This window comes from Psychrobacter pocilloporae, from assembly GCF_029872915.1.
In the GTDB taxonomy this organism is placed as follows: Bacteria; Pseudomonadota; Gammaproteobacteria; order Pseudomonadales; family Moraxellaceae; genus Psychrobacter; species Psychrobacter pacificensis.
On record NZ_PGFT01000001.1, the window covers coordinates 1,615,522 to 1,641,415 of the forward strand.

Consider the following 25,894-nt stretch of genomic DNA (forward strand, 5'->3'; position numbering starts at 1 on the left):
CAGGTTGGTTCTGGATGCGTAGTGTCCATATCGTAAACTGTATTTTATGTATTCATGATACGCTATGAGATTGCTGTAGGTGGTCGCAGCAGTACCTTGATTTTTTTCTTAATGCCCTTGGCACGAAAAAACCGCTGCCACATTCGGTAAAACACCCAAAATATCAGACCAATAATATTATCGTGACTGGTCTCACCAACAGCCCCATATTTGACGGGATTATTGACGGTATCTTCTTCTACATAAGTGCCAAACCAGCGATCAAAAATAATAAGAACGCCGCCATAATTTTGGTCAATATATTCGTCATTAGTACCATGATGGGCGCGGTGGTTGGATGGGGTGTCAAAGATATACTCAACCCATTTTGGAAATTTTCCCACCGTCTCGGTATGGATAAAGAACTGATAAATCAAATCTAACGCATAAAAGAAAAACACCCAGACAGGATGCACACCCAGCAGCATTAATGGGACGAAAAATAACCACCAACCTGTCACCGAGTACAGCAGGCTTTGGCGCATGGCAGTGGATAGGTTCATCTTATCATCTGAATGGTGCACGACATGCGCTGACCAAAACCAATTCATGCGGTGTGAGGCACGGTGAAACCAGTAATAGCTGAACTCAACCGCGACAAATATGGGTATGGCTGTCAGCCATGTCACCTCAATAGTGAACAGTCGGTATTGATATAGCCACAGGCAAATAGGCAGCACAATAATTGCTTGGACAATCAATTCAAACCCGAGATAAGAGCCGCCCAAGCTAAAATTGGTCATCGCACGGCGCCAGCTAAAGCTTTCACTTTTCCCACGCTTAGACTGATAAAACCACTCTGCCAAAAACAATAAGAGAAATGGGCCACCAGCCAGCGGTAACAGCCATTCTTGCCAGTGAGCAGGTAAGATACTTGCCAGCATTGGCTGCCATGACTCTGGTGCAGCGGTTAAGATACTTTGGTTTAACGCCTCTTTGTAATTATCCAATATCTGACCATACTCACCTGATGTTAAGAGGGTGTTGTCTGTTGACATATTTGGCTCCTAGCCACTATAAAACATCCTTGTTACCCAAGAGATAACTATTTTCTATATTACTGATTTATTTTGTCCTTTTTATAAAAATAATTTTTATTAAGTATCGCATTCAAAAACTTTAAGAATCAATATCTACCAAGCCAATTTTTCGCGCAGAGAGCGCTGTTTGCCACTGCTGATAGCGTACAGCTTGCTTATCCACTGGTTCATCCTCATGTGTCAAATCAGCATCACTAAGCAGCTGTACAATAAGACCATCTTTTGCATGAGCGGCGATTTGATCAAGTTTGCGTAGCGTACCGCGGTCAGGCAGCGCTTTGCTATGGATACCTAATAGGACTTGCACAGGGTGCTCGTCTAAGTAGTTTTTTAGCCGTGCCATATCCTCACGATCATCAACGATACCAAAATTCTCAATCTCACTTGATTCTGAAAAATCATGACGGTCATTAGTCAACCCTGACTGCCACCATTTATCCTGATTTGAAGGATATTCAAGCAAGGCGACCAGTTTCTTGCCTGCACTTACCGCCGCTTTGGGCGCGACAGGTGCGGGTGCTTCCGTAAAGTCATCTGCATCAACCACCTGACGCTGCCAAAAATTTATGATCTTTTGATAATACGGTTGCTTGATATCCAAGCGCATTTTTTTGCGGCGGAACATCAAAGCACAAAATACCCACGCTATCGCACGCGGGACAATACCGTACATCAGCAAGCTACCGACTAGCAATCCTGCCCACTGCCGCGCCACAGACAATGGCATCGCTTCTGTGACCAGCCTGCTTTGTGCAATCGCTGTACTATCTGGCACATCAAAACCAACCATGCCTGGTAGCCAGCCGAGTATTTGCGTTAAGCTCACCAGCGCCTGATCAGAGAGTAGGGTCGACTCCCAGCTAAAGCTATACTGACGCACAATCAATAAAAATATAATCGCAAGCAGCATGCCAGTCAACGTCGCAAGCCATAACTGATGGCTAAACCGGCCCAAATACCAGCGCATACCGCTATGCTGTAATTGGCGCTCATACAGATCGACGGCCGCCTTGGTCACATCGTCTTTACCGCGTATGAGATAGCTGGGACTGACAAAGCTGGCAAACCAACTGGGCGCTTGCTGGTCTCGATTGATGAGTGTCATCACCAGCCAGCCACCAAGCATAATAGTATGAAAACCAAGCAAGCAAACCAAGACATAAAAGAAGTTCACCACATTGGACTGCAATAGCGTGAACAGACCCAAAAATCCCGAGATGCACCACACCACACTCATGACGATCATGATGCCTTTTATGCGGCCATCAATCTTACCCAGTACCCGCGCAAGCGCCCCATTGCTATCGATGCGTGAGGCCCGTCGATGCAGCTTTTGGATAGGTGTGCCATCCTCACTCTGTAGCTTTTCCGTGATAAGTAACGGGTCAGTGGCAAAGACGTGCTGATCAGTCTCTAAGGCACGTACCAGCTCGGTCAGTTGGTCTTGGGGTGATAGCATAAGGCGCTGATATCCGTATAAAAACGTCAGTATAAATAATGGAAAGCAAAAAACGCGAGTTATAATCGCTAAAAATTATTGTAGCGTATATAGAATAAGAATAATGTCTATTATTTTTATCATAGCAAACACTTATAAAATCAGCCAAAATGAATCTATCAAGGTTTGTAAAACAGGACGCTTCTAGATGAATAATAAAATCTATCTGATCATCGGTGGCACAGGTGGTATCGGTCAGGCCATGGTCAAGCAGCTGGTACAAGAGTCAGCTGCCGATCAAAATGACGGCGCATCTGCTAAAAGACATAGTACACGAGTATTCGCCACTTATCATCGCAGTGAGCCGAACTTTGAAGCAGAAAATCTACACTGGATACCGATGAATATCAGTGACGAAGACAGCATCCAAAAAGCGGTCGACACTATCAGACAAACAGTCGATCACGTGGATTGGGTCATTAACTGCGTGGGACTATTACATACCAAGACGGCGCAGCCAGAAAAGGCCTTGAGGCAGATTGAAACGGAGTTCTTTTTACAGAACATGCAAATCAATGCACTAGCAAGCTTGCTGATAGCCAAGCATATCAAACCGTTGCTCGCCAAAGCTGAACGCAGCGCTAGCCATCCTGCGATTTTTGCGACCATATCAGCTCGTGTCGGTAGTATCACGGACAATCAGCTAGGCGGTTGGTATAGTTATAGAATGAGCAAGGCGGCGCTCAATATGGGGATGAAAAACTTGAGTATCGAATGGGGCCGATCACTCAAAGAGGTGTGCGTAGTCGTTATGCAACCGGGAACCGTGAATACCCAACTGTCTGCGCCGTTTCAAGGCAATGTCGCTGAAGGACATCTATTCTCGCCAGCGTATAGCGCCGAGTGTTTATTGGAAGTGCTATCAGGGATGACGGCTGCCCAATCAGGCAGTTTTGTCGATTGGGCAGGAGAGTCGATACCTTGGTAGTCAATATCTTGGTAATGATACAAATGATAGGGTGGTTTAGGGTGGTTATCCTGTTAAAACCCTAATAAGCCATAAATAAGTCCATAAACTCATTCACTGGCGTTTGCTCCAATTTTTCTTGATCGTTACACAGCTCAATGATTTGCTGACAACGACTGTCGATAAAGCGGGTGGCAAGACTGGCTCGGAACTTTGCCTCAAGTATAGGAATGCCCTCGGCACGGCGGCGTTTATGACCGATAGGATACTCGATGGCGACTTTTTCTGTGCTACTACCATCTTTGAAGAATATTTGAATGGCATTAGCAATAGAGCGCTTACTGGGGTCATGGTAATCTTTTGAATACTGTGCGTCTTCTTCTACCACCATTTTTTCGCGTAGCTCATCGATTGATAAATGCTCTTCATGATAGTCATCTTCATAGTTCTCCGCCATCAGATCGCCTGTCAATAAGGGAACAGCCACCATATATTGTAAGCAGTGATCCCGATCAGCTGGGTTAGCAAGCGCGCCCTCTTTTGAGATGATGCGAATTGCTGAATCATGCGTGGTTAGAACAATTTTTTCGATCTCATCAATTCGACCTCTCACATGTGGATGTAAAATAACCGCCGCTTCACAAGCAGTCTGCGCATGAAACTCAGCGGGAAAGCTGATTTTAAATAAGATGTTTTCCATCACATAACTGCCAAAGTCACGCTGAAAGGTAAATCGACGCTCGTCTTCGGGTTTGGTCGCAAGATCCTTATTGGTATGGCTAAACAGCACATCATAAAACCCCCATTGCGGTGCGGTTAGTGCGCCAGGGACACCCATTTCACCACGTGCAGTGATATCTACCAGACGTACCGCACGGCTGGTTGCATCACCTGCCGCCCATGATTTTCGGCTGCCGGCATTAGGTGCATGACGATAGGTGCGCAGTGCCTGACCATCGACAATGGCTTGTGAAATGGCCGCCATGATGCGCTCGCGTGGCAGCTGATAGAGTTTGGCGACGACCGCAGTTGAGGCTAACTTTACCAAAAACACATGATCAAGACCCACGCGGTTGAATGAGTTTTCGAGTGCCATGACGCCTTGAATTTCATGCGCCATGATCATGGCCTCAAGCACGGCTTTCATGGTCAGAGGTGCTTGCCCTTGGCTGATGTTTTTTTGACTGATATAGTCGGCGACCGCCAAAATGCCGCCCAAGTTATCAGACGGATGACCCCACTCAGCAGCGAGCCACGTATCATTATAGTCAAGCCAGCGCACCATACAGCCGATGTCAAAAGCGGCTTTGATGGGGTCTAGTCTATAGGAGGTGCCAGGGACGCGAGCGCCATGCGGCGTTATTTGATCAGGGCAATCAGGCCCCAAGTGCTTGGTACACTCAGGGAAGCGCAGTGCCAGTAGTCCGCAGCCGATGGTATCCATAAGACAGTGGCGCGCAGTATTCCATGCATCAGTGGGATTTGATGACTCGTTATCTATGGAATAATTGAACACATAATCGGCGATTTTTTGGATTTCATCGTCATATTCTGGACGGATATTGCTCTCTACCGTTGCCTCATTTGTATTTGAATGGGCTGTATCTGAATGGGTATTTGACATGGTTGTTTCCTCTTCCTTGAGTGTGCTAACTTTTCGCTTTGTTGACCCATGCTCGCAGTCATCCTTTTAAAGCGGTTATCATTCAAAAGTAGCATACTCAATATGGGACAACCAGACTGAATTGAGTTAAGAGGTAAAACTTTGTAGGCCGTTTAAATCATCAAATAGAGCAGACCTAAAATAAACAGCGCTGCTATAATAAACAGCAGGAAGCTTAAAACTTTGGTCGTGGTTGACGCAGTATCCACACTTTCTTTTCTTACTTTGTTTTTCTTAGCAACGTATAGCACCATCTTCACGTGCTCGATATTATCTTCAAGATAATGCTCACCTTCAGGTACAAAACCCAAAGACTCATAAAAACTAAGCAGGTAGGCCTGTGCCGAGATAATAATCGGGCGTTTTTTACCGTATTTTTTGCGGCAATGAGCAATAGCCTGAGTCATTATTTGACGTGCTAGGCCGTCACCTCTGTGCTCTGATAACACAAGCACTCTACCGATGGCAGGCATGGCAGTGTGGTTGGACTTGATCGTAGGGTCGGCGACCGATAGATTGGATTTTAGTTTATTGAATTCAGGCGGGACAATGCGGCAATAGCCCACTAATGCTGCGTTTTGATGAGCAATCAAATGCAAGCAATCAAAATCGACTTCATCCATATCTTGATAGGCACAGTTTTGTTCGACGACGAACACTTGCGAGCGTGCTTTTAGGATATGGTAAAGGTCAACTGAGGTCAGCTCATCAAAGGTTTTGATAGAAAATTCACAATTCATAATGGGCAAGCTTCTGGCAATAGGCGGTAAAATAAGGGCATTATAACGATTTAGGGACATTATAACGATTTAGGGGCATTATAACGATTTAGGTAGTCATTAACCATTCCTAACCCTTTAGGGTCTGACTGATTTTGTCTAAATTTAAGCTATCAGACATGGCACTAAATATCTCAAAGTATTTGCCGCGTTGGGCATAAAGTACCTCATGGGTACCTGTCTCAACCACTTCGCCATTTTCTATGACTACCAGATCATCGGCGTCGATAATCTGAGCAATATTGTGCGAAACCATAATAACGGTACGATCTTTTTTGATCAGATCGAGGCTTTTTTTGACCTGTTGGCTGGCGATAGCATCGAGACTGGCGGTCGGCTCGTCCAAAAACACAATCGGTGGATCTTTTAAAAACATCCTTGCCAGCGCGATACGCTGCTGCTGCCCACCTGATAACGACTTGGCAGTGCTCTCATAGCCATCAGCTAACCCCATAATTTGATCGTGTATCGAAGCTTTTTTTGCCGCTACAATGATGTCATCAGTGCTAGCATTCATATTGCCATAGCGGATATTTTCAATGATCGTGCCCGAAAATATATGATTGCTTTGTAGCACCAGACCAATGTTTTGACGCAGCTCATGAGTATCACAGTCAGCCAAATCATGCCCGTCTAGGCATATCGAGCCTGCGTCTGGGGCATAGAACTTGACCAATAGATTGATAATCGTGCTCTTGCCAGCGCCAGAGAGGCCAACCAGCGCCGTGATACGGTTGGGCCTAATAGTGAAGCTGACGTCTTTGAGCGCTTGCGTCCCATTCGGGTAAGTAAAATCGACATGTTTAAGCTCGATATGACCTTTTAGGTTGTCGCTACTAATACCAGCGATGCTCTCGACTTGGCTGTCATCTTCTAAAATATCAAAAAACCCTTCGGCATAGGTCAATGCATTATTTATCTGGTCGTAGATGCGGTGTAATTGACGGATAGGGGCGGCGACATTTTGAAACAGCATGACATGAAACAAAATCATACCAATGGTCATCTCACCTTGTAGGACAAAATACGCGGTGAGCAAGATAATAACCACCACACCAATCTGCTCGATAAAGGTTTTGATGGCATCATACACAAAACCAATACTGCGAATACGCAGCTGATTATCGGTCATTTCCTTTTGAATGGCTAAGTGCTTTTCTGCTTCTATCGACTCACGGACAAAGGATTTCACCACGCTGATCGAATTGATCAAAGATATTACCAAACCGCTTTTGGCTTCTCTATAGCCGCGCATCTGCCGACGAAACCCTTGTAGACGCCGCGCTTGTTTTTGGCTGATAAAAAAGTAAATGGGAATGATAATAAGACCGACCAAGCCTATCCAAAAATTGGTCGAAAACATGATGATAAGCGCCACGATTGCATTGGCAAACAGCGGTAGCATATCGATAAAGAAGTTTTGCACCAAACTGGTTAAGCTGCTGACGCCATAATCAATACGGGTTTGCAACTTGCCGCTGTCGTTTTCGCTACTGGTATAAAATGCCATCCGATAGGTCAAGATGCGCTCAATGATTTTTTGCGATAAATCACGTGATAGATTGATACGAATCTTTTCGCCGAAGAAGCGTTGCCCAAACGAGATGAATATCGATAATATCTCTTTGGTTAAGAGTACCGCACTGATAATGGTCAGCATGCGCACGCCAGCTTCCCAAGGCTCAGCGAGGGTAGCGATTTCGGTCAAGGTATCAACGGCATAACGTAGTACAAAGGCATTAACTTGCGCAGTAAAGGAGCCTAGAGCAGTCAGCGCTAAGGTGGCGATGATAAGCAAGCGATAAGGCTTAGCAAATACCGCCAGTTTTTTGAGGATATCCCACAACAGCGCCCGCCGTTCTTTCTTCTCGACTGGCGGTTTTTTGTCTAATTGCACACGGCGAGGTTGGGGAGATGTCGGCATAAAACTCTATCACAAATTGAAATAAGCCATGACGACGCTTAAAATGCATCCGCAGGCACAAAAATTTCACCAACCATGATACGCCTTGCTGAACGACTCATCGACACTTTTTTGGCTTGCCAGCGCCCATCGACCTGTTCGGTTTTTCCGCCAACGAGCAATGTCCCTGATGGATGACCAAAACGTACCTCTGTCAGCTCGCCACCACCAGCAGCTTTGTTAACAAGCGTGCCTTGCGTGGTTGCTGCTGCAGCAATAGCGACTGCTGCTGTCCCCATCATGGCGTGATGCAATTGCCCCATACTCATGGCACGGACGACTAGATCAATCTCTTCTGCATCGACCGATTTACCACTAGAGGCGCTATAGCTCTGTGCGTTACCAACCCATGCGATTTTAGGAATGTGTTGGCTGGTTTGCGCCTCGCTCACATCTTTAAATAATCCCATCGCCACGCCGCCTGTGGCACGGATTTTTTCAAGCTTGGTAAGTAGCTCACTATCACTATTAATGTCGCCTTGTAGCTCAGTACCCGTAAAGCCCAAATCTTCTGCGTTTATAAAGATGGTTGGGATACCTGCACTAATGAAGGTCGCTTTGATGCTATCAGCATTTAGACCGCAGCCTGATACATCGAAATCATCGACCAAATTGCCCGTCGGGAACATGTCGCTGGTGGCATCAACCGGATCGATAAACTCAATTTTGACTTCAGCTGCTGGGAAGGTGACACCGTCTAATTCAAAATCACCTGTCTCTTGAACCTGTACTTTGTCATTTGCATCTTTATAGACTGGCACATGAGCAATGATGGTTTTACCAATATTTTCTTGCCAGATACGCACTTCACAAATCCCGCTTTCAGCATTGTCATCGATACTATTAGCAATTTTGTCGGCATCAACTAGACCCATATTAATGGCACAGGCACCGACGGCTGCAGTTAAGTTACCACAGTTACCCGCCCAATCAATCATGGGCTTTGCGATATTAACTTGTCCAAACAGATAATTCACGTCATGATCTGGTCTGTCAGAGGCCGATAAGATAACGGTCTTTGAGGTACTAGAGCTGCCATTGCCGAGACCATCAATTTGCTTACCATAAGGATCTGGGCTACCGATGACACGCAGCAGAAACTTATCACGTGACTCGCCAGCAACTTGGCAACGCTCAGGTAGGTCGGATAATTTAAAAAACGTACCCTTTGAGGTACCGCCACGCATATAGGTGGCAGGGACGGAGATTTGCGGAGCGAAAGAAGCTTTTGATTGGGAAGTCATTTTTATTCCTTTTAATTATTTTTATTACTTGATTTAAATAGTAGCCCGACAGGTGATTTTTTAACTGCTTTATCCTCAGCTGAAATTTCTTTGTATTTTTTTGGTATATCTTTTAGCTGAGGCGGATCTAGAAATTGACCTGCTATAATTGCACCCATTCCCCATGACTCAGTTCCAGTTAAAGCTGCTGCCACTTCAATTCCTCCCATCACAATCCATGAACCAATATCGCGTCCTGCAAACTTCCATTTTTTTTGTCTAAGTTCTTCTAGCTTTTTTCTATGCATACTTAAAGAATTATCAATATTCTTATGCAATTGATCACGAGTTGCATTGAAATTTTCTGGATTGGTTTCAATAAGATTTTGAATACTATCACCTAGTATATCCCGTATCTCGTGTAAAGCGCCTTGTCTTCTTAACTCTATCAGCGACTCTGGAGGTATATCTCCAATCCAAGGCATATCTGCATGAGACAAATCATCTAAACCCTTCAGAATATGTAAACCTTCAACTGAATAGTGGTTTTCAGCTCTTAGAGAGTCATACTCTAACTTCCAGTTAAAGTATTTCCAAGATGTTGGCGCCTCAATAATAGGGACGCCTGATAACTGTTTTGACTTAAGTAGTAGCTCATTACTAATAGCCATCCTGCTAACTATTTGTGAGTGCAATATATTGCCTGGAGTCGTTCCTACAAGGATATTTTCTGGTATTGTCTTTTTATATCTATTGAAATTATCTCTAAAGTTCCCATTCCACTCAGTATCAAATAATATTCTATCTTTATTCATTATTTGATCTTCTAAATCTTCTATAGTTTTGAAGGCGCTCATGAAATCAATTAGATCTTCTTCACTTGAAAAATCAGTTCTAAATATATTTTGAGCATGAATAATAGCGTCATTTCTCCCTAAAATCCTAAAAATATCTCTTCCATCATCTTCTTCAAGATTTTGCATATCTGGTAAAATAGCAACGATAGGGTATGTCAAATCTATACATGCTAAATCTTTATATTTTAGGACATTCAAACCATGCTTTATAAAATAGTAAACTCTAGTTGCATCATCGGAATTCTCGAGTACATATTTAGATCGCACGAAAGGATCTGGTAAAGCAAGAGTATCTGTATAGATGCCACATTTGGAAGCTATGTTTTCGCTATATGAGGGAAATAAATCACCACCGTATATTCCGTTCAAATTATCAATACTATCCTCTAAATGCCAACAACCAACATCACCAATATTTCTCCAAAATTCATATACATTATTAATAAATTCATTAATCTGTGGTGCTACGTTTTTGATAAACCGATCATTGGATGAGTAAAAAGAAGCTAATTGATGTGCATTAATGTTCTCTTCAATCATTTTCTTAAAAATAGGCTGAAACTTATTTTCTATTATCTGGAAATAAGCGTTTTGAATATCGAACAATGAAAATTGCTTTTTTAGCTTATCTCTTTCATCAAAATGGCTAATAGCTAATGCCATAGACCTTATACGGTCATCAACTGTATATAAGATTACACCTCCATCTTCCGAATATTGAATGTTGGCAATACTGTTTCTAAAATCGTCGATTAGATGAGGAGCAATTTTAACCTTACCATCGTTTATTTTTGTTTTGAGTATTTCTAATCTAGCTTTTAAATTATATTCATACTCTTCATCATTATAATCAGCCATGTCTATATCACTCTCTTTTAATGAATAATTTTTTTAAATTAATAATGATAGCGACAAGAGATAATCGTCAGATAATTATCATCGACGGCATATACCAATCGATTGGCGTCATCGATGCGTCTTGACCAAAATCCAGATAGGTTTTCTTTTAAAGGTTCAGGTTTACCAATCCCTTCAAACGGATTACGCTTACATTCGGTGATAAGTTTATTAATACGCTTGAGTGTTTTTTTGTCTTGCGTTTGCCAGTACAGGTAGTCTTTCCACGCAGCGTCTGTCCATGCTAATTGCTCACTCATTGTTAGACCCTTTGGATTGATTAAAGCCTTTGAGTTCAAGCACTCTCAATATCGCTATCCGTGTGCTCATTATCATCGCTGCGACCGTCACTTTTATCACTATTTTCTGATGTATCAATTAACTCACGCGTGACAGTCTTGCCAGCTTTATATTGGGCAATAGAGTCCGCTAAGTGCGCCGCATTGGCAGGGGATTTGAGCAGATAGACGGTTTCCATCAGGCTATTGTAGTAATCAAGTGACATCACAACGGCATCATCAGCGTCACGGCGGGTTACGATAGTGGCATTGGCATCATCGTTTACCGTATCTAGGACAGATTTTAGATGCTTTCTGGCTTCTGAAAAACTAACGACTCTCATGGTTTACTCCTTTCATAATACGCTTCATGACTTGTACAATATATAGTACATATTACGCCATTGGTTAAGCAAATTCAATATTTAGCTGCTATCTAGTACTTAGGAGTAAGTAACAAAACTCAGTGTATAGAACGCAAAAGCAAATAAAAACCGACGTCATATAAGGTTATACAACATCGGCGTCTTCAGATAAGTTTGTTAATCAGAACATATAACACTTATACAATATCTAACGTACCTTCGATAAACTCTTTAGCAAAGCGTTGTAGCATACCGCCAGCGTTGTACATTTTTACTTCATCAGCCGTATCTAAGCGGCAGATAATAGGCGTCTCAGTGGTACTACCATCGGTACGATGGATTACTAGAGTCATCAACCCGCCAGCCGAGACTTCACCTGTGACGTCAAAGGTTTCCGTGCCATCGATATTTAGCGTATGACGAGTCACGCCTTCCTCGAACTGTAGCGGCAGCGCGCCCATGCCCACTAAGTTTTGACGATGAATACGCTCAAAGTCTTCAGCGACAACCGCTTCCACACCAGCGAGACGGACGCCTTTGGCCGCCCAGTCACGGCTTGAGCCTTGACCATAGCCATCACCTGCGATGATGATCAGCGGCTGCTCACGGTTCATGTAGGTTTCAATCGCTTCCCACATGCGCATGACTTGACCTTCTGGCTCAACACGCGCCAGTGAGCCTTGGATAACTTCACCATCTTCATCGCGTACCATTTCGTTCAATAGTTTAGGGTTGGCAAAGGTGGCACGTTGCGCGGTTAAATGGTCGCCGCGATGGGTCGCGTATGAGTTGTAGTCCTCAGCAGGCAAGCCCATAGTGTCCAAATACTCGCCAGCTGCGGACGTACCAAGAATAGCATTTGATGGCGACATATGATCGGTTGTGATGTTATCGCCTAATACGGCAAGCGGACGCATACCTTTTAGTTTGTTCATCGCTGCCATTTGACCTTCCCAATACGGCGGACGACGAATATACGTGGTCATTTCACGCCAGTCGTACAATGGGCTTAACGCTTTGCCCGTATCTTTTTTGGCCTCATCAAACATTGGGATATAGACGGCATTAAACTGCTCAGGCTTAACAGCAGAAGCAACAATGGCATCCACTTCTTCGTCATCAAACCAGATGTCTTTTAGATAGACATCATTGCCGTCTTGGTCTTTACCCAACGAGTCTTTTTCAATATCAAAACGGATGTTACCAGCGATGGCATAAGCGATAACCAGTGGCGGCGATGCTAAAAATGCTTGCTTGGCATACGGATGGATACGACCGTCAAAGTTACGGTTACCAGATAGCACTGCCGTGGTGAACAAATCATTGTCGATGATTTCTTGCTCGATGTCAGGGTCAAGCGCGCCGCTCATGCCGTTACATGTCGTACAGGCAAAGCCTACTACATCAAAACCGATTTCTTGTAGCTCTGGCATTAGACCTGCTTCTTCTAAATACATTTTGACCGTTTTTGAGCCGGGTGCGAGTGAGGACTTAACCCACGGTTTACGCAATAGTCCTTTGGCATTCGCGTTACGGGCGACAAGACCTGCAGCTACCATGTTGCGAGGGTTTGAGGTATTGGTACAGCTGGTAATCGCCGCGATAATCACTGCGCCATCTGGCATGAGACCATCTTTTGGTTCAGGGAGTTTTTGATCAGGCGCGTGGGCGATGCCTTTGGCCACCAAATCATCAGTAGATACACGCGCATGGGGACGCGACGGGCCTGCCATGTTACGACCGACTGATGACAAATCAAACTCAAGGACGCGTGCATATTCGGCTTTTTCCATGCCATCAGCCCATAGACCCGTTTGCTTAGCATACTGCTCAACCAGTTTAATCTGTTCCTCAGAACGACCCGTCAGACGCAGATAGTCAATGGTTTGCTCATCGATATAGAACATCGCAGCAGTGGCGCCATATTCAGGCGTCATATTGGAGATAGAGGCGCGGTCACCAACACTTAGCTGGCGTGCACCGTCACCAAAGAATTCAATATAGGTAGAGACCACACCTGCGTCGCGTAAGAACTCCGTCATCGCCAGTACGAGATCCGTACCAGTAATGCCTTTTTGCAGTTTGCCTGTTAATTTGACCCCAACGTAATCAGGCAGGCGCATATAAGAGGGGTTGCCTAGCATGACGCTTTCGGCTTCTAGACCGCCCACACCGATTGAGATCACACCTAGGGCATCGACCATCGGCGTGTGACTATCCGTACCAACCAACGTATCAGCGAATGCGACTTCTTCACCCGCTTTATTGTGTACGACCTGTACGACAGGTGACATTTTCTCTAGGTTGATCTGGTGCATGATGCCGTTACCAGGCGGTACGACGTTGACATTGTCAAAGGCATACTGGCACCAGTTGATGAAGTGAAAGCGGTCATCGTTACGGCGCTCTTCAATCGCACGGTTTTTCTCAAAGGCGTCTTCTTCAAAGCCTGCGTGCTCAACCGCCAATGAATGGTCAACGATAAGCTGAGTGGGCACGATAGGGTTTACCTTGGACGGATCACCGCCTTGCTCAGCAATGGCATCACGCAAGCCTGCCAAATCAACAAAGGCCGTCTGACCCAAGATATCGTGACAAACGACGCGGGCAGGGTACCAAGGAAAATCAAGATCTTGCTTGCCTTCGATATGCTGCTTTAGTGCTGCCGTTAAATCCTCAGGTGGGCAACGGCGCACAAGGTTTTCACACAATACTTTTGAGCAAAATGGTAGCTTGTCATAAGCACCTGCTTCGATGCGCTCGACAGCTTCGCGAGTGTCAAAGTAGTAAAGGTCAGTATCAGGAAGTGGTTTTTTGAATTCATCGTTCATGGGTTGTACGAGGGCGTTGTCCATAAGTCACCTTTGGCTGTTGTCTAATTTTGATAAGTAGTTAAACGTCGATATTAGATAAAAATTCATTCCTTTAGCAAAATCATCATCATCGTCCATTATTGCAGGCTTTGCTAAAGAATCGATATTGAAAGTTAAGATGGCATGATCTATAAAAAAAATAGCGTATGACGATCAAACCTAAAAATATCATAGCTAGGCTCAATCGACATACCTGTATCAGCTAGCACTGCCGCTAGCTGATAATAAGTACGTAACAATAGCTACTTAAAAGAAATCAACTTAACGCGCGCTCATATCTGGTACAGGACGCAGCTCTTCACCCGTATATTCGGCACTTGGGCGAATGATACGGTTGTTGGCACGTTGCTCAAACACGTGAGCGGCCCAGCCAGTCAAGCGTGAGCAGACAAATATTGGCGTGAAGAGTTTGGTCGGGATACCCATAAAGTGATAGGCTGATGCATGGAAAAAATCAGCATTCGCAAACAGTTTTTTCTCGCGCCACATCACGTCTTCAACACGCACAGACACAGGGTAGAGCACCTCGTCACCAACATCAGCGGCCAGTTTTTCAGACCAACCTTTGATGACGACGTTACGTGGATCTGATTCGCTATAGATGGCATGACCAAAGCCCATGATTTTGTTTTTACGTGCTAGCATGGCCATCATCTTTGTCTCGGCTTCATCAGCTGAGCTAAAGCCCTCAATCATATCCATCGCCGCTTCATTCGCGCCGCCATGCAATGGACCACGTAGTGAACCGATTGCGCCAGTGATACAAGAATGGATGTCAGACAAAGTCGACGCACAGACACGCGCAGTAAAGGTTGAGGCGTTGAACTCATGCTCTGCATACAAGATAAGCGACACGTTCATGACTTTTTCGTGTAGCTCGTTTGGTTTTTCGCCTTTGAGCAGATGCAAGAAATGACCGCCGATGGTCGCATCATCCGTCTCAGTCTCGATACGCACGTTATCATGGCTAAAGCGGTACCAGTAGTTGATGATTGAGGAAAATGCGGCAAGCATACGATCAGTTTTATCGTTTTGCTGAGCGAAATCCGTTTCGCTCTCAAGGTTGCCCAGCATTGAGCAGCCCGTGCGCAGTACATCCATTGGATGGGCGTCGCTTGGAATACGTTCAAGCACGTCTTTTAATGCTTGTGGTAGGCCGCGCAGGCTTTTGAGCTTAGCTTGATAATTCTCAAGCTCGCTTTGCGTAGGTAAATTACCGTATAGCAGTAAATACGCGACTTCTTCAAAAATACATTTATCCGCCAGCTCTGATACGTCATAGCCGCGATAGGTCAGACCAGAGCCCGATTTGCCAACGGTTGATAATGCTGTCTTGCCAGCGACTTGTCCGCGAAGTCCTGCGCCTGAAAGTTCTTTCTGTGCTGCCATGTCTACATTCCTTTTGTGGGTAGCTTTTTATATTGTTTTGTTGAGTGAAAATACTGCTTATTATGATTATTTATTGTCCGCAAACAGTTTGTCTAAGGTTTGCTCAAACTCGTGATAGTTTAAGAAATCATAAAGCTCCATGCGCGTCTGCATGGTATCGACGACTTTTTCTTGCGTGCCGTCATCTAATAGATGTTGATAGACATTCAGTGCTGCTTTATTCATGGCGCGGAAAGCGGATAGTGGGTACAGCACCATATCGACGCCCACACCGTACAGCTGGTCAGTGGTATACAGATCGGTCTGACCAAACTCGGTCATATTAGCGAGGACGGGAATGTCGAGTACATCGGTAAATTTACGATACATCTCGATATCGGTCAGCGCTTCTGCAAAGATCATGTCTGCACCTGCTTCGGCAAAGGCAACAGCACGTTCAACAGCAGCGTCTAAGCCCTCGACTGATAACGCATCAGTACGAGCCATCACCACAAAATCAGAATCCGTTTTCGTATCCAATGCCGCTTTTAGGCGATCAACCATTTCTGAGATGCTAACAATTTCTTTGTTAGGACGGTGACCACAGCGCTTTTGCGCGACTTGGTCTTCGATATGGACGGCTGCCACGCCTGCCTTTTCCATTTTTTTGATGGTTTGAGCAATATTAAACGCACCGCCAAAGCCGGTATCAATATCGACAAGTAGCGGGGTATCGACTGCATCCGTAATACGGCGAGCGTCTTCTAGCACGTTATCAAGGCTGGTCATGCCCAAGTCAGGCAAACCAAATGACGCGTTTGCCACACCGCCACCAGAGAGATACAGCGCTTGGTGACCGACTTGGGTCGCCATCATCGCGGTGTAGGCATTGATCGCGCCTGCAATTTGTAGTGGCTGGTTATTATCATTTTTTTGTTTAAGCGCACTGCGAAAGCGTGCACCTGCTGAGAGTGAGGTCATGTGAGTATCCTTTCATGAGCTTGTATGGATATAAAATAATCTTGTTGTTGTCACTGATTATACCCAATTATCCACGTCTGCAAAGGTTAGCTTGTAGATTATTGTTTATTATGTTTAATTGTTAATTGTAGTTAATTTAATATTATTCATAAAACAAATACCATTATGTATTTTTCAATACTTCGCTATGATAAGTATTCATATTACCCAAATATTCAAATATTAAGAGGCTTTATAATTTACATTTAGTTACAGTTACAATAGGCATATTGCTCTACGAATTGTCCTGTTCCTACCAAAAAGCCCTAACAGCTGAGCTATTAGGGCTTCATTTATCATGAGCTTAAAAAAGACTAAGTTTAAGCAAATAAACCTGCCAAATTGGCTAAGAACAATAAGGCAAATCCTGCCAAGAATATCAAGCCTGCGATAGACAGAGCGTTCATACCTGCGGACAGTTTTTTATGTTTCTTAACCAATGAGTAGTTGAGCCAACCAAAGATAGGCGCAGAGACAAACGCGGATATCATGGCAAACTTAAGCATTGCGCCCAATTGTCCCGTGAAGAACGTAATAATCACCAGCCCGCCACCGATAGCGTATGTCGTCCAAAAAGCGATTTGCCTTTTATTGATTTCGCTTTCGCCTTTTAGCAAACGCCAGCACTCAGCATTGGCACGGCCATAGCCGTCGGCACAAGTAATCGTGGTGCCAAACATACACATGAAGGCGACGAACGCTACCAGCAATCGTGACCATTCACCGATAGTTGCCGTATACATATTGATTAACTGGTTGATATAAGCACCGCCGACCAACTCAATCTCTTGTCCTGAACCATACTGGACAAACACACCAAGTGACAAGAAAAACAAGGCTAGAATCGCTGAAACGGTATAACCGACATTAAAGTCGAGCAAGCCTTGCTTGTGCGTGGTGTGATCGGTTTTGACTTTGGCAGAGGTCCACATAGAAGTAATCGCGGCAAACTCAAGCGGCGCTGGCATCCAGCCCATGAGTGCGACGATGAAACCGAGTGTCGCTAGGTTCCAAGGAGACACAGCAATAAAATCTGCTGCCATAACCGTGGGCTTGCCAGCGGCAATCATGACTGCGGCAACGGTAGCTGCCGTCAAAGCAATCATAATCCATTTAGTCACGCCATCGAGCAATTTATAATGACCGGCTATCAAAAAGAACCAAGAGACGGCTACGATGATCATAGACAGCACCATCGTCGATAACTCAAGAGAGGCGGGTAGCATAAAGCCTAAAATCACCGCTGCAATTAGCGAGACCGCACCCGTACTGATGACCGCTGATAAGATAGAGAGGATAAAATATACCCACAGATACACCTTTGAGCGCTTGGCGTAGCCTGCAATCAAGCTCTCGCCCGTATCGTAAACATAATCAGTTGCAAAGCGAAAAAACGGATATTTAAATACGTTGGCTAAAACAATCATAATCGCCAACTGCCAGCCGTAGATAGCGCCAGCCTGCGTTGATGAAATCAGATGCGAGCCACCGATTGCAGCGGTCGCCATCAAAATACCTGGACCAAAAATACGCCAACTAAAGCCTTCTTGTTGCTCAGTAACGATATCGTCAGTGGTACTTGGGTTGTTGAGTGGTTGTGTGGACATGAATACCTCGAAATGGTTAAAACGGCAAAACATCACTTACCTGTGTCAGTTTGCCAGTGATCACTAGACAACCGCTTTAGACATGTTTATACGTGCTTTTTTATAAAACGATTAATCTTGTATCGACTTTAGCACACCAATACGATTCAGGAGAATGATTATTCTATTTATTAACAGTGATAGTTATTACTATTTGTTTGCATTGCCATTCTTTTTGGTTAGCATATTAATCTGATAATATCAAGTATTAAGGCAGATTATTTTTGGCGTTTCTTTATAACACAATATCCACGCAATATCTGGTCATTTAAGGACGTTACACAAATTTTTGTCGCCGGTAGGTGATGCCTCTTTCTTCATAGACCTGATAGATAGCATTCAATAACTCAGAGATACTTGGATGCACAAAGTCTTTGAGAGTATGCAAATAAATAGGAGAGGTGACGTTTTCGTGTACCAAACGCTGATAGCTGATTTGTTCTGTACGTACTGTGGTTAAGCTGGCAGGTACAAGCGTGATACCTTCGCCCGCAGCGACTAAGCCTAGAGCTACTTGCAAGTCACTCACCGTGGTAGTCATAAAGGGTGAGATACCGTATTGTGCAAACAAATGTAACAACGGCTCCGTAATCGGCTCGCTAAGTGCAGATTTTTCATTGATGACACGCCTGGTTTTTGTATTGGCTTCCTGCTTTGCTTTGATGGACTCTGATGTCGGTAGTGTGGTGGCAATCGGCAAATGCGTTTGATGGTATAAAATCAAGCGATTATTTGCCAAATCTATCAATCGCTGCTCCTTTACATGGGCAAGAGGATGCGACTTTGGTAAGGCCACCACGTAGCGCTCATGACGCAGTAATATTTGTTGAATCCATGGATCTTGATGGGCAAAACGCCCAAAACCGATATCAATCTCACCAGATTTGAGTGCCTCCATTTGCTGATAAGAGCTGATATCTTTGAGGTTGACCTCTATATCAGAATTGGACTGCTTGAGCATGGCGATGATTTCAGGGAGTAACCCATATAATACTGACGGCACAAAGCCAATGTTTAGCGCACTACTTGGCGCTGATAAACGCTGGGTCATACTCGTGACGGTCTCGATTTCTGTCAGTATGGTGCTTATCTTATCGTAAAAAAATTCGCCCGCTTCAGTCAGATGTAATGGCCTGTGGTAACGATCGATAAGCACGACATCCATATCGGTCTCAAGCTGTTTCAGCAGGCGGCTCAAACTTGGCTGTGACAGTCCTGTCTTTTCTGCGGCTGCACTAAAGCTGCGCAAATTCGCGACAGCAATAAATGCATTGAGCTGTTTTAAATCCATGTTATTAAGCCTGTTATGGTATATGTTGTCTCTATACAAGCCGTTTTTAATAAGCTTCTACCTCACTACTTAACTTAAGACAAGCTGTGCAAATATTAGCGACCTAAAATAAATTGTGCTTGAAGATAGGGGTGTGAGCAACTATATTGGGGACTAGTGATGCTGTTACATTTGAGCAATAAAAATCACAACTTCATTTTATCAGTCATTTACTGTCAGTAGCATAAACTGGCTTGGTTTTATTTTATGAACGACGAAAAAAAAGACATCGGTACTGATTTTGACAAAGAGTTGTCTCAACTCGTTCATAAAAAATCGCGTAAGCGTGTCAAAAACAATATTTACGAACGTTTTATCAGTCGAGTCCAAAGCGCTGAAAATGATACCCAAAATGATAATGATGATTCAACATCCTTAAAAACGGCAAGTAAGTTACCTGCTTTTGAGCCTCTAAGCGTAGAAGAGTTGCAACTATTCGAAGATGAAAATAACGATAAAGAGCCAAGATTAGAGTTTGCCGACATCGGCACAACAAACGCTACTTTTGATTTTTCAGGTCAAAATGCATCGACACAAAACAAGGTGTCAGATACACGAATGGATAATTATGCTGGTGTTGACCATAACTTAAATAGTGATTTAAGTAAGAATAATGAAGAAAAAAAGCCATCTTCTGTCGTTCTCGATCAAGCGACGCCTTTATCTAACACAACGATCGATGACCCTTTAGATACTAAATCCAACCCATTGGAACCAGATCATAGGGATGCTATAAAACCACAAAAAAAAGTGGTCAGTAGTAAAAAACCTCTCATTATTGGTATGATTTTTGGTTCACTACTCATTGCTATCGTCGTACTTACCCTTATTTTTACAGGATTTTTATCGATTTCTATTTCTGATACTACTGTTAGCAATGATAGTGGCTTAAATGGGACAACGCCTGCGTCGACCACTAGCACGCCAGTGGTCGGCGCCGAACCTGTAGTGAATAGCGATGACGATCCATTACCTAATGACGCCAATACGGTCGAGGAGCCGTTAGTGTCAGTACAATCGATTAATGCAGACAATAGCGAACAAAACGTGCCAGCAGCTGAAGTTGAGCCTATAGAACCCTCTCCAGCTCCAGAGAGTGAGGCTGCCATTACCTATGAAGACTTTAGGCAAGAGTCACAAACCACGTTGTATCGTGAGACTAACGATTAGAATAGTTAGGTTTAGGCGCATTTTAATTACAGCAGAGGCATATAGTACCTTGTACCGTGCCACGGAAAAATAATGGGCGACCGTACATTTTTTTTATCACCATCGTGCTGGCAAGCACACTAAAATAACTATGACAGTAGCAATCTATCAGAATATTCTCGTTGGTTGGTCAGTCGTATCGTCTCTTACCCCGTATTACGTAAACCCGCTGCCAGTGCGTTAATACTACGGATCAATGGGTCTTCTACATTGAGATCGCCATCTTTATGGTTATCTGTCGTATCTTCATTTTGTTGTCTAGCACGCTTCAACAGCTCAATCTGTATATAGTTAATCGGGTCTAGATAAGCGTCTCGCCACTGCAGAGATGCTGCAAGGTTTCGCTGACCAGATAAAAGCGTTTCTTGATCTAGCAAAGAATTCAGACCGGAAGAAGTCAGCTCATGCTCATCGAGCACCTCACTCATGATCTGTTCGCGTAGCGCCTCGTCATCACACAACTGGCTATATGCTTGTGCAATATTCATCTCAGATTTGGTAAAAGCCATCTCGATATTACTGATAAAGACACTAAAAAATGGCCAGCGCGCATTCATCTCTTTCATCAAAATCTCGTTGTCTCTGACACTGTGCAGAGCACTACCAACGCCATACCAAGCAGGTAGGGTAAAGCGTGCTAACGACCAGCCAAATACCCAAGGAATCGCTCGCAATGTGGTTTTACTTGGCAAGCCTTTTTTGCGATGGGCAGGACGTGAGCCAATGTTCAGTAAGGAGATTTCTTGTACTGGGGTCACTTGTGAGTAGAATTTATAAAACCCTTCCGTATGATCGGTCAGCTCTCGATAACGTTGTTCGCCTGCTTCTGCTAACCGTGCAAACAAGGCTTCATACTCTGGTAACTCAGTCGGTTGCACGACAAATCTTGTCGAGCAGGCTTTGAGTGTACCCGTGATTGCCATGGTCAGCTCAAACACGGCAGTATCCGTATTGGCATATTTGGCATAAAGCACTTCGCCTTGTTCGGTCACTTTAATCTGACCATGTAACGTGCCAGCCGGCTGTGCCGCAATGGCTTTGTGCGTTGATCCGCCGCCGCGACTCACCGAACCGCCGCGACCATGGAATAACCGTGTTTTTATACCATATTGCTCAGCAATACTATTAATGGTTTGCTGCGCACTATACAGCTGCCAAGCCGAGGTGATGATACCGCCATCTTTTGATGAGTCCGAATAACCTAGCATGATCTCTTGCGTATTATCTGTATTCTGTAGCAATCCGCGATATAGTGGATTGTCTAACACAGCAGGCAAGATTTTATCGATGTTTTTAAGATCTTCGATGGTTTCGAACAACGGTGCGACAGGTAGATCAGCAGACAATTGACCGTCAGCATCAATCGTACATAAGCCTGCAAATCGCATTAACAGCAACACTTCTAGTAGCTGGCTGGCATTGTTCGTCATTGAGATAACATAGCTGCCAAAAGTCGCCTGTCCCACCAATTTGCGTAAGGTGGCGACCGAATTCATCAATGACAATTGCTCACGCGTTTTGTCTGTTAGGTTATCAGTATAGATGAGCGGCGTACCCGGTTTTTCTAACAAGCGTGTGAGCCACTCTTGACGTTCGGTTTCGCTTAGCGTTTGATAATCAGGCAGGTTGGAAGCACTCGCAAAGATATCTGCAATCACTTCACCATGATAAGACGACTCTTGACGGATATCGAGCGCCGCCAAATGAAAGCCGCAAGTTTTTACCAGGCGAATCACATCGAGCAACAACCCATCTGCATGCGCCTTGTCGTGAGTAGCGACACTTTGGCGGATAATACGTAAGTCCTCTAGCAGCTCTTCTGGATTGGCGTATGCGTCTTTTTCAGCCTCGATGTCAGTCCCTTTGCTTTGAATGCGGCGATTGGTGGCATTGACCTTAGTGAGTATTAAAGAAAGCAGACGGCGGTATGGCTCGTTGCCGTAATCATCGAGGTTGTAATCAAATACACGCTGATCGAGCTCATCATAACTTTTGATCTTGGCATATACGTCGGGAGACACGGTGACAATAGTGTCACTATGAATGAGCTGTCGGCGCAGTTTTTTGAGTAGTACTTGATAGTGACGCAGTACGGTATCAGCATGCATCAACACGGCAAGCTCTGTGGTCTCAAACGTCACAAAAGGATTGCCATCTCTATCACCGCCAATCCACGAGCCAAAGCTCATAAAGGCAGGCAGTGGATAGTCGGTCAGCTCTGGATAGATATCAACAATGGCTTTTTTGATATTACGATATACTTTGGGAATGGCATTGAATAAGCTGGCGTTAAAGTAATGCAGGCCGTTGTTAATCTCGTCATATACCAATGGCTTGCGCGTGCGCACTTCATCTGATGACCATAGTAGATCAATCGTCTGAGCGGTTTGCTCTTTGGCTTGCTCGTAGGCGAAGCTGTTTTCAGACACATTGTTTAAAGCGTCGCTGTGCGTGAATAGACTTTGTAAGATATTCATTGTGGTACGGCGACGCGCTTCGGTAGGATGAGCGGTAAATACAGGCGTAAATTTGAGCTGATCAATCAGCTCTTGCATTTGAGCCGGCTCGATATTGCGCTCACGGCACTCAAGTAAGGTACGGCGAAATGACCCCTCCCAGCTTTGCTCCGATTGCATACGCAGCTTATGACGCTGCTCACGCAAGTAGTTTTCTTCGCTGAGATTGGCTAAGAAAAAATAGATAGAAAAGCCGCGTATGACGTTTTTTAAAGTTTGATTGTCCAGAGACGCAATAAAGTCGATAAGCTGCTGTTTATGTGCCTCATTTGGCTCACGGCGCTGTTGAATGAAACCTTTACGCAGGGTCTCAATGGTCTTTATTGTCTGCTCTCCAGATTGGCGAGAAATGGCATCGCCTAGCAATGAACCCAATAAGCTGGTGCGTTTACGTAGTACGTTATTATCTAAAGTCATCCTTAACAACCTTCTTATTAAATGAGTGAGTACAGTGTTAACGAGTATAATATTAGGGCTATCATAGACTTTTTATCTCTACAGATATCCTTACCGTTTTTTACAATTTAACATGAATGGGTAGTTATGTTTAACGCTCAAAGCAATTTTTTATCAATTGATGTTCGTCATATTATAGTGTATTTAACGCCCCGTCTATTTTTCAAACGATTCTTAGCGCGAGTTCACTTGGCTTACGTCTTAGCGTAATCTCGCAGCTTATCTATATAATCCGCCCAATCTTGCATCATCTGTACCCTGGTATCGATTTCATCAAGTCTGTTGTAAGCCCCGCCGTGCGTGTCTTTTATCCTGTGACCCAGCTGTAATTCTGTGACAATGTCTGAGTAGCGTAACTCTGGCTGTTCCATAAGCAAAGTTTTGGCCGAGGCCCGAAAGCCATGCGCGCATTGCACGTCTTTGTATCCAAGCCGGTGAAATATCTGTACCAGTGTGGCTTTGCTGATATAAGCATTGCTTGAACCGCGCATTGAGGCAAAGACATACTCTTTATGTCCTGTGATAGATTGAATGTTTCGTAATCGCGCAATCACTTGCGTCGCTAATGGCACGACTAAGTGCGATACCATGTCGTCGCGACCTTCGCCTTTGGTCGGGGAGAATGCCCATGTATCATTATCCCAGTCGATATCCTGCCAGCGCATAGAGCGCAAATCAATACTACGGACAAACACATAAGGCAATAAATTCATGGCTTCTAATGTAAGCTTGCTTGCCCCTTTAAAATTGGACATATCATGTAAAAGCGTCGCAAACTGATCGGGCTTGGTAATAGCTGGCAAGTGATTGCCTGAATTAGCAGGTGCCAACTCGCCACGGGTGTCAATCGCTACATTTTTATCGCATAATCCTCGTGCGACAGCGAATGAAAATACTTTTTCCGTATAAAGCCGCGTACTGGCGCCAACGAAGGTCGCTTGATTGTCGTTATGTTGGATTGCTTCACACACACTTAATATCATCTCACTGGTGATATCATTCATCCTTAAATCGCCAATATCACGGCACATGTATCCCAAGCACAAATCCCAAAATTTGAGTGTCGACTCACTAAACGCAGGTTTTTTTGATTTGCTTTGCTGACGACTGGATGTTTTGTGATCTCGCCATGCTTGCGCAATGTCAGCGAAGGTGGCGTTCTTTAGGTGAGCATACTTATTCACTTGCTCTTTTTGCTGTATGGCTTTAGGGTCAGAGCCGTTTGCGACCATATTAAGTATGGTCTCTGCTTTGTACTTGACCTCATATAGACTGATGTCCTCAACCTTGCCGAGCATCATTCTGGGCCGCTTGCCATCGATATGTGGATGAGAGTAGCGCAGATAGTATTCTTTTTTACCGTTTGGATAGACACGTAGACTTAGACCCGCGATACCTGAAACACTGACCGAGTAATCCTTATCTCGACATTCAAGTTTATTGATATCATTTATGTTGTCGACAGCCATGTTCTTATCCGTAATTACTATAATAAAAAATGAGAGAGATACGATAAAAATATAATCAGTGATAACTGCTTTGTTTAGTGGGGCAATTATCTACATAATACTTGGACACCGCGATGGACACTGATATTTATTAATACACAAAATAAGTCCTTATTCTAAAGGCATACAATGTTAATTTATCCCCAAGGCTCACTTGGGGATAATTGTAGCATATTGGGGAAATAAGGAGTAGATCATACGCTTATTGGGTTGAGCACCGTTTTTTTGCTCATCATTTCAGCACATACTTGGAGGGATTTATAAGGCGAATCGTCCATTTGGTAAACGATAGCGCGGATTTATTAAAAAAAACACGGTCGCGTACACGCACAGAATATAAAAATCAGGGTCATAGTACTATTCTGTGCAAATCTGGAAGGTACTGTTTTAAGGTCTAATATCAGTGCAGGCACGTAAAACGACTAAAAGCCAATTTTCTAAGTATTCATAAAAACAAAA

The 25,894-nt window shown here is 44.2% G+C and carries 17 protein-coding genes and 1 pseudogene; 2 read left to right on the plus strand and 16 right to left on the minus strand.

What is annotated here, in order from left to right; genetic code table 11:
- Positions 1 to 62: 62 nt before the first annotated feature.
- Positions 63 to 1,037 carry a sterol desaturase family protein gene (locus CUR83_RS06995; RefSeq protein ID WP_093070894.1) on the minus strand — a complete coding sequence of 325 codons (975 nt, stop codon included), beginning with the start codon at positions 1,035 to 1,037 and terminating at the stop codon, positions 63 to 65.
- Positions 1,038 to 1,158: 121 nt separating this feature from the next.
- On the minus strand, positions 1,159 to 2,538 hold the full coding sequence (locus CUR83_RS07000; protein ID WP_186474508.1) for a DUF2868 domain-containing protein: 1,380 nt from the start codon (positions 2,536 to 2,538) through the stop codon (positions 1,159 to 1,161).
- Positions 2,539 to 2,725: 187 nt separating this feature from the next.
- Between CUR83_RS07000 and CUR83_RS07005 the strand changes: the two genes are divergently transcribed.
- Positions 2,726 to 3,505 carry an SDR family oxidoreductase gene (locus CUR83_RS07005; RefSeq protein ID WP_284719359.1) on the plus strand — a complete coding sequence of 260 codons (780 nt, stop codon included), beginning with the start codon at positions 2,726 to 2,728 and terminating at the stop codon, positions 3,503 to 3,505.
- A 61-nt stretch (positions 3,506 to 3,566) separates the two neighbouring features.
- On the opposite strand, the gene CUR83_RS07010 is transcribed toward CUR83_RS07005, so the two are convergent.
- The 12 genes and pseudogenes from CUR83_RS07010 to CUR83_RS07065 form a co-directional block, all read right to left on the minus strand.
- Positions 3,567 to 5,108, minus strand: a complete 1,542-nt coding sequence (locus CUR83_RS07010; RefSeq protein ID WP_284719360.1) for a bifunctional 2-methylcitrate dehydratase/aconitate hydratase — start codon at positions 5,106 to 5,108, stop codon at positions 3,567 to 3,569.
- Positions 5,109 to 5,260: 152 nt separating this feature from the next.
- A complete protein-coding gene (locus CUR83_RS07015) occupies positions 5,261 to 5,887 on the minus strand; it encodes a GNAT family N-acetyltransferase (protein WP_284719361.1) in 627 nt (208 codons plus the stop codon).
- Positions 5,888 to 5,996: 109 nt separating this feature from the next.
- A complete protein-coding gene (locus CUR83_RS07020; RefSeq protein WP_284719362.1) occupies positions 5,997 to 7,850 on the minus strand; it encodes an ABC transporter ATP-binding protein in 1,854 nt (617 codons plus the stop codon).
- Positions 7,851 to 7,888: 38 nt separating this feature from the next.
- On the minus strand, positions 7,889 to 9,133 hold the full coding sequence (prpF, locus tag CUR83_RS07025) for a 2-methylaconitate cis-trans isomerase PrpF (RefSeq protein WP_284719363.1): 1,245 nt from the start codon (positions 9,131 to 9,133) through the stop codon (positions 7,889 to 7,891).
- An 11-nt stretch (positions 9,134 to 9,144) separates the two neighbouring features.
- Positions 9,145 to 10,827: a hypothetical protein gene (locus CUR83_RS07030; RefSeq protein ID WP_284719364.1), complete on the minus strand. Its 1,683-nt coding sequence runs from the start codon at positions 10,825 to 10,827 to the stop codon at positions 9,145 to 9,147.
- 38 nt (positions 10,828 to 10,865) lie between these two features.
- A complete protein-coding gene (locus CUR83_RS07035; RefSeq protein ID WP_037025847.1) occupies positions 10,866 to 11,126 on the minus strand; it encodes a Txe/YoeB family addiction module toxin in 261 nt (86 codons plus the stop codon).
- A gap of 101 nt (positions 11,127 to 11,227) precedes the next feature.
- Positions 11,228 to 11,488: pseudogene (locus CUR83_RS07040) on the minus strand (type II toxin-antitoxin system Phd/YefM family antitoxin); the annotation flags it as partial.
- 218 nt (positions 11,489 to 11,706) lie between these two features.
- On the minus strand, positions 11,707 to 14,340 hold the full coding sequence (gene acnD, locus CUR83_RS07045) for a Fe/S-dependent 2-methylisocitrate dehydratase AcnD (protein WP_186475537.1): 2,634 nt from the start codon (positions 14,338 to 14,340) through the stop codon (positions 11,707 to 11,709).
- Between the two features lie 303 nt (positions 14,341 to 14,643).
- Positions 14,644 to 15,771: a bifunctional 2-methylcitrate synthase/citrate synthase gene (gene prpC / locus CUR83_RS07050; protein ID WP_284719365.1), complete on the minus strand. Its 1,128-nt coding sequence runs from the start codon at positions 15,769 to 15,771 to the stop codon at positions 14,644 to 14,646.
- Between the two features lie 66 nt (positions 15,772 to 15,837).
- Positions 15,838 to 16,731 carry a methylisocitrate lyase gene (gene prpB / locus CUR83_RS07055; protein ID WP_284719366.1) on the minus strand — a complete coding sequence of 298 codons (894 nt, stop codon included), beginning with the start codon at positions 16,729 to 16,731 and terminating at the stop codon, positions 15,838 to 15,840.
- A gap of 359 nt (positions 16,732 to 17,090) precedes the next feature.
- Positions 17,091 to 18,377: an NRAMP family divalent metal transporter gene (locus CUR83_RS07060; protein ID WP_425301269.1), complete on the minus strand. Its 1,287-nt coding sequence runs from the start codon at positions 18,375 to 18,377 to the stop codon at positions 17,091 to 17,093.
- 316 nt (positions 18,378 to 18,693) lie between these two features.
- The gene (locus tag CUR83_RS07065; protein WP_186474499.1) at positions 18,694 to 19,707 is read right to left on the minus strand and encodes a LysR family transcriptional regulator; all 1,014 of its coding nucleotides are present in this window, start codon (positions 19,705 to 19,707) and stop codon (positions 18,694 to 18,696) included.
- A 246-nt stretch (positions 19,708 to 19,953) separates the two neighbouring features.
- Between CUR83_RS07065 and CUR83_RS07070 the strand changes: the two genes are divergently transcribed.
- Positions 19,954 to 20,916, plus strand: a complete 963-nt coding sequence (locus tag CUR83_RS07070) for a hypothetical protein (protein WP_186474498.1) — start codon at positions 19,954 to 19,956, stop codon at positions 20,914 to 20,916.
- Between the two features lie 185 nt (positions 20,917 to 21,101).
- Here CUR83_RS07070 and ppc read toward each other — a convergent pair whose 3' ends face one another.
- Positions 21,102 to 23,888, minus strand: coding sequence for a phosphoenolpyruvate carboxylase (gene ppc, locus CUR83_RS07075; protein ID WP_186474497.1), 2,787 nt, complete (start codon positions 23,886 to 23,888; stop codon positions 21,102 to 21,104).
- Positions 23,889 to 24,121: 233 nt separating this feature from the next.
- Positions 24,122 to 25,396 (minus strand): tyrosine-type recombinase/integrase, encoded by a 1,275-nt coding sequence (locus CUR83_RS07080; protein WP_284719367.1) that lies wholly within the window; start codon positions 25,394 to 25,396, stop codon positions 24,122 to 24,124.
- Between the last annotated feature and the right edge of the window lie 498 nt (positions 25,397 to 25,894).

Bases quoted from the DNA above. Each gene is read 5' to 3' on its own strand.
- CUR83_RS07005 (WP_284719359.1), top strand. From the start codon at position 2,726: ATGAATAATAAAATCTATCTGATCATCGGTGGCACAGGTGGTATCGGT.
- CUR83_RS06995 (WP_093070894.1), bottom strand. From the start codon at position 1,037: ATGTCAACAGACAACACCCTCTTAACATCAGGTGAGTATGGTCAGATA.
- CUR83_RS07020 (WP_284719362.1), bottom strand. From the start codon at position 7,850: ATGCCGACATCTCCCCAACCTCGCCGTGTGCAATTAGACAAAAAACCG.
- ppc (WP_186474497.1), bottom strand. From the start codon at position 23,888: ATGACTTTAGATAATAACGTACTACGTAAACGCACCAGCTTATTGGGT.
- prpB (WP_284719366.1), bottom strand. From the start codon at position 16,731: ATGACCTCACTCTCAGCAGGTGCACGCTTTCGCAGTGCGCTTAAACAA.
- CUR83_RS07015 (WP_284719361.1), bottom strand. From the start codon at position 5,887: ATGAATTGTGAATTTTCTATCAAAACCTTTGATGAGCTGACCTCAGTT.
- prpF (WP_284719363.1), bottom strand. From the start codon at position 9,133: ATGACTTCCCAATCAAAAGCTTCTTTCGCTCCGCAAATCTCCGTCCCT.
- CUR83_RS07035 (WP_037025847.1), bottom strand. From the start codon at position 11,126: ATGAGTGAGCAATTAGCATGGACAGACGCTGCGTGGAAAGACTACCTG.
- acnD (WP_186475537.1), bottom strand. From the start codon at position 14,340: ATGAACGATGAATTCAAAAAACCACTTCCTGATACTGACCTTTACTAC.
- CUR83_RS07030 (WP_284719364.1), bottom strand. From the start codon at position 10,827: ATGGCTGATTATAATGATGAAGAGTATGAATATAATTTAAAAGCTAGA.
- CUR83_RS07070 (WP_186474498.1), top strand. From the start codon at position 19,954: ATGAACGACGAAAAAAAAGACATCGGTACTGATTTTGACAAAGAGTTG.
- CUR83_RS07000 (WP_186474508.1), bottom strand. From the start codon at position 2,538: ATGCTATCACCCCAAGACCAACTGACCGAGCTGGTACGTGCCTTAGAG.
- CUR83_RS07065 (WP_186474499.1), bottom strand. From the start codon at position 19,707: ATGGATTTAAAACAGCTCAATGCATTTATTGCTGTCGCGAATTTGCGC.
- CUR83_RS07060 (WP_425301269.1), bottom strand. From the start codon at position 18,377: ATGTCCACACAACCACTCAACAACCCAAGTACCACTGACGATATCGTT.
- CUR83_RS07010 (WP_284719360.1), bottom strand. From the start codon at position 5,108: ATGTCAAATACCCATTCAGATACAGCCCATTCAAATACAAATGAGGCA.
- prpC (WP_284719365.1), bottom strand. From the start codon at position 15,771: ATGGCAGCACAGAAAGAACTTTCAGGCGCAGGACTTCGCGGACAAGTC.
- CUR83_RS07080 (WP_284719367.1), bottom strand. From the start codon at position 25,396: ATGGCTGTCGACAACATAAATGATATCAATAAACTTGAATGTCGAGAT.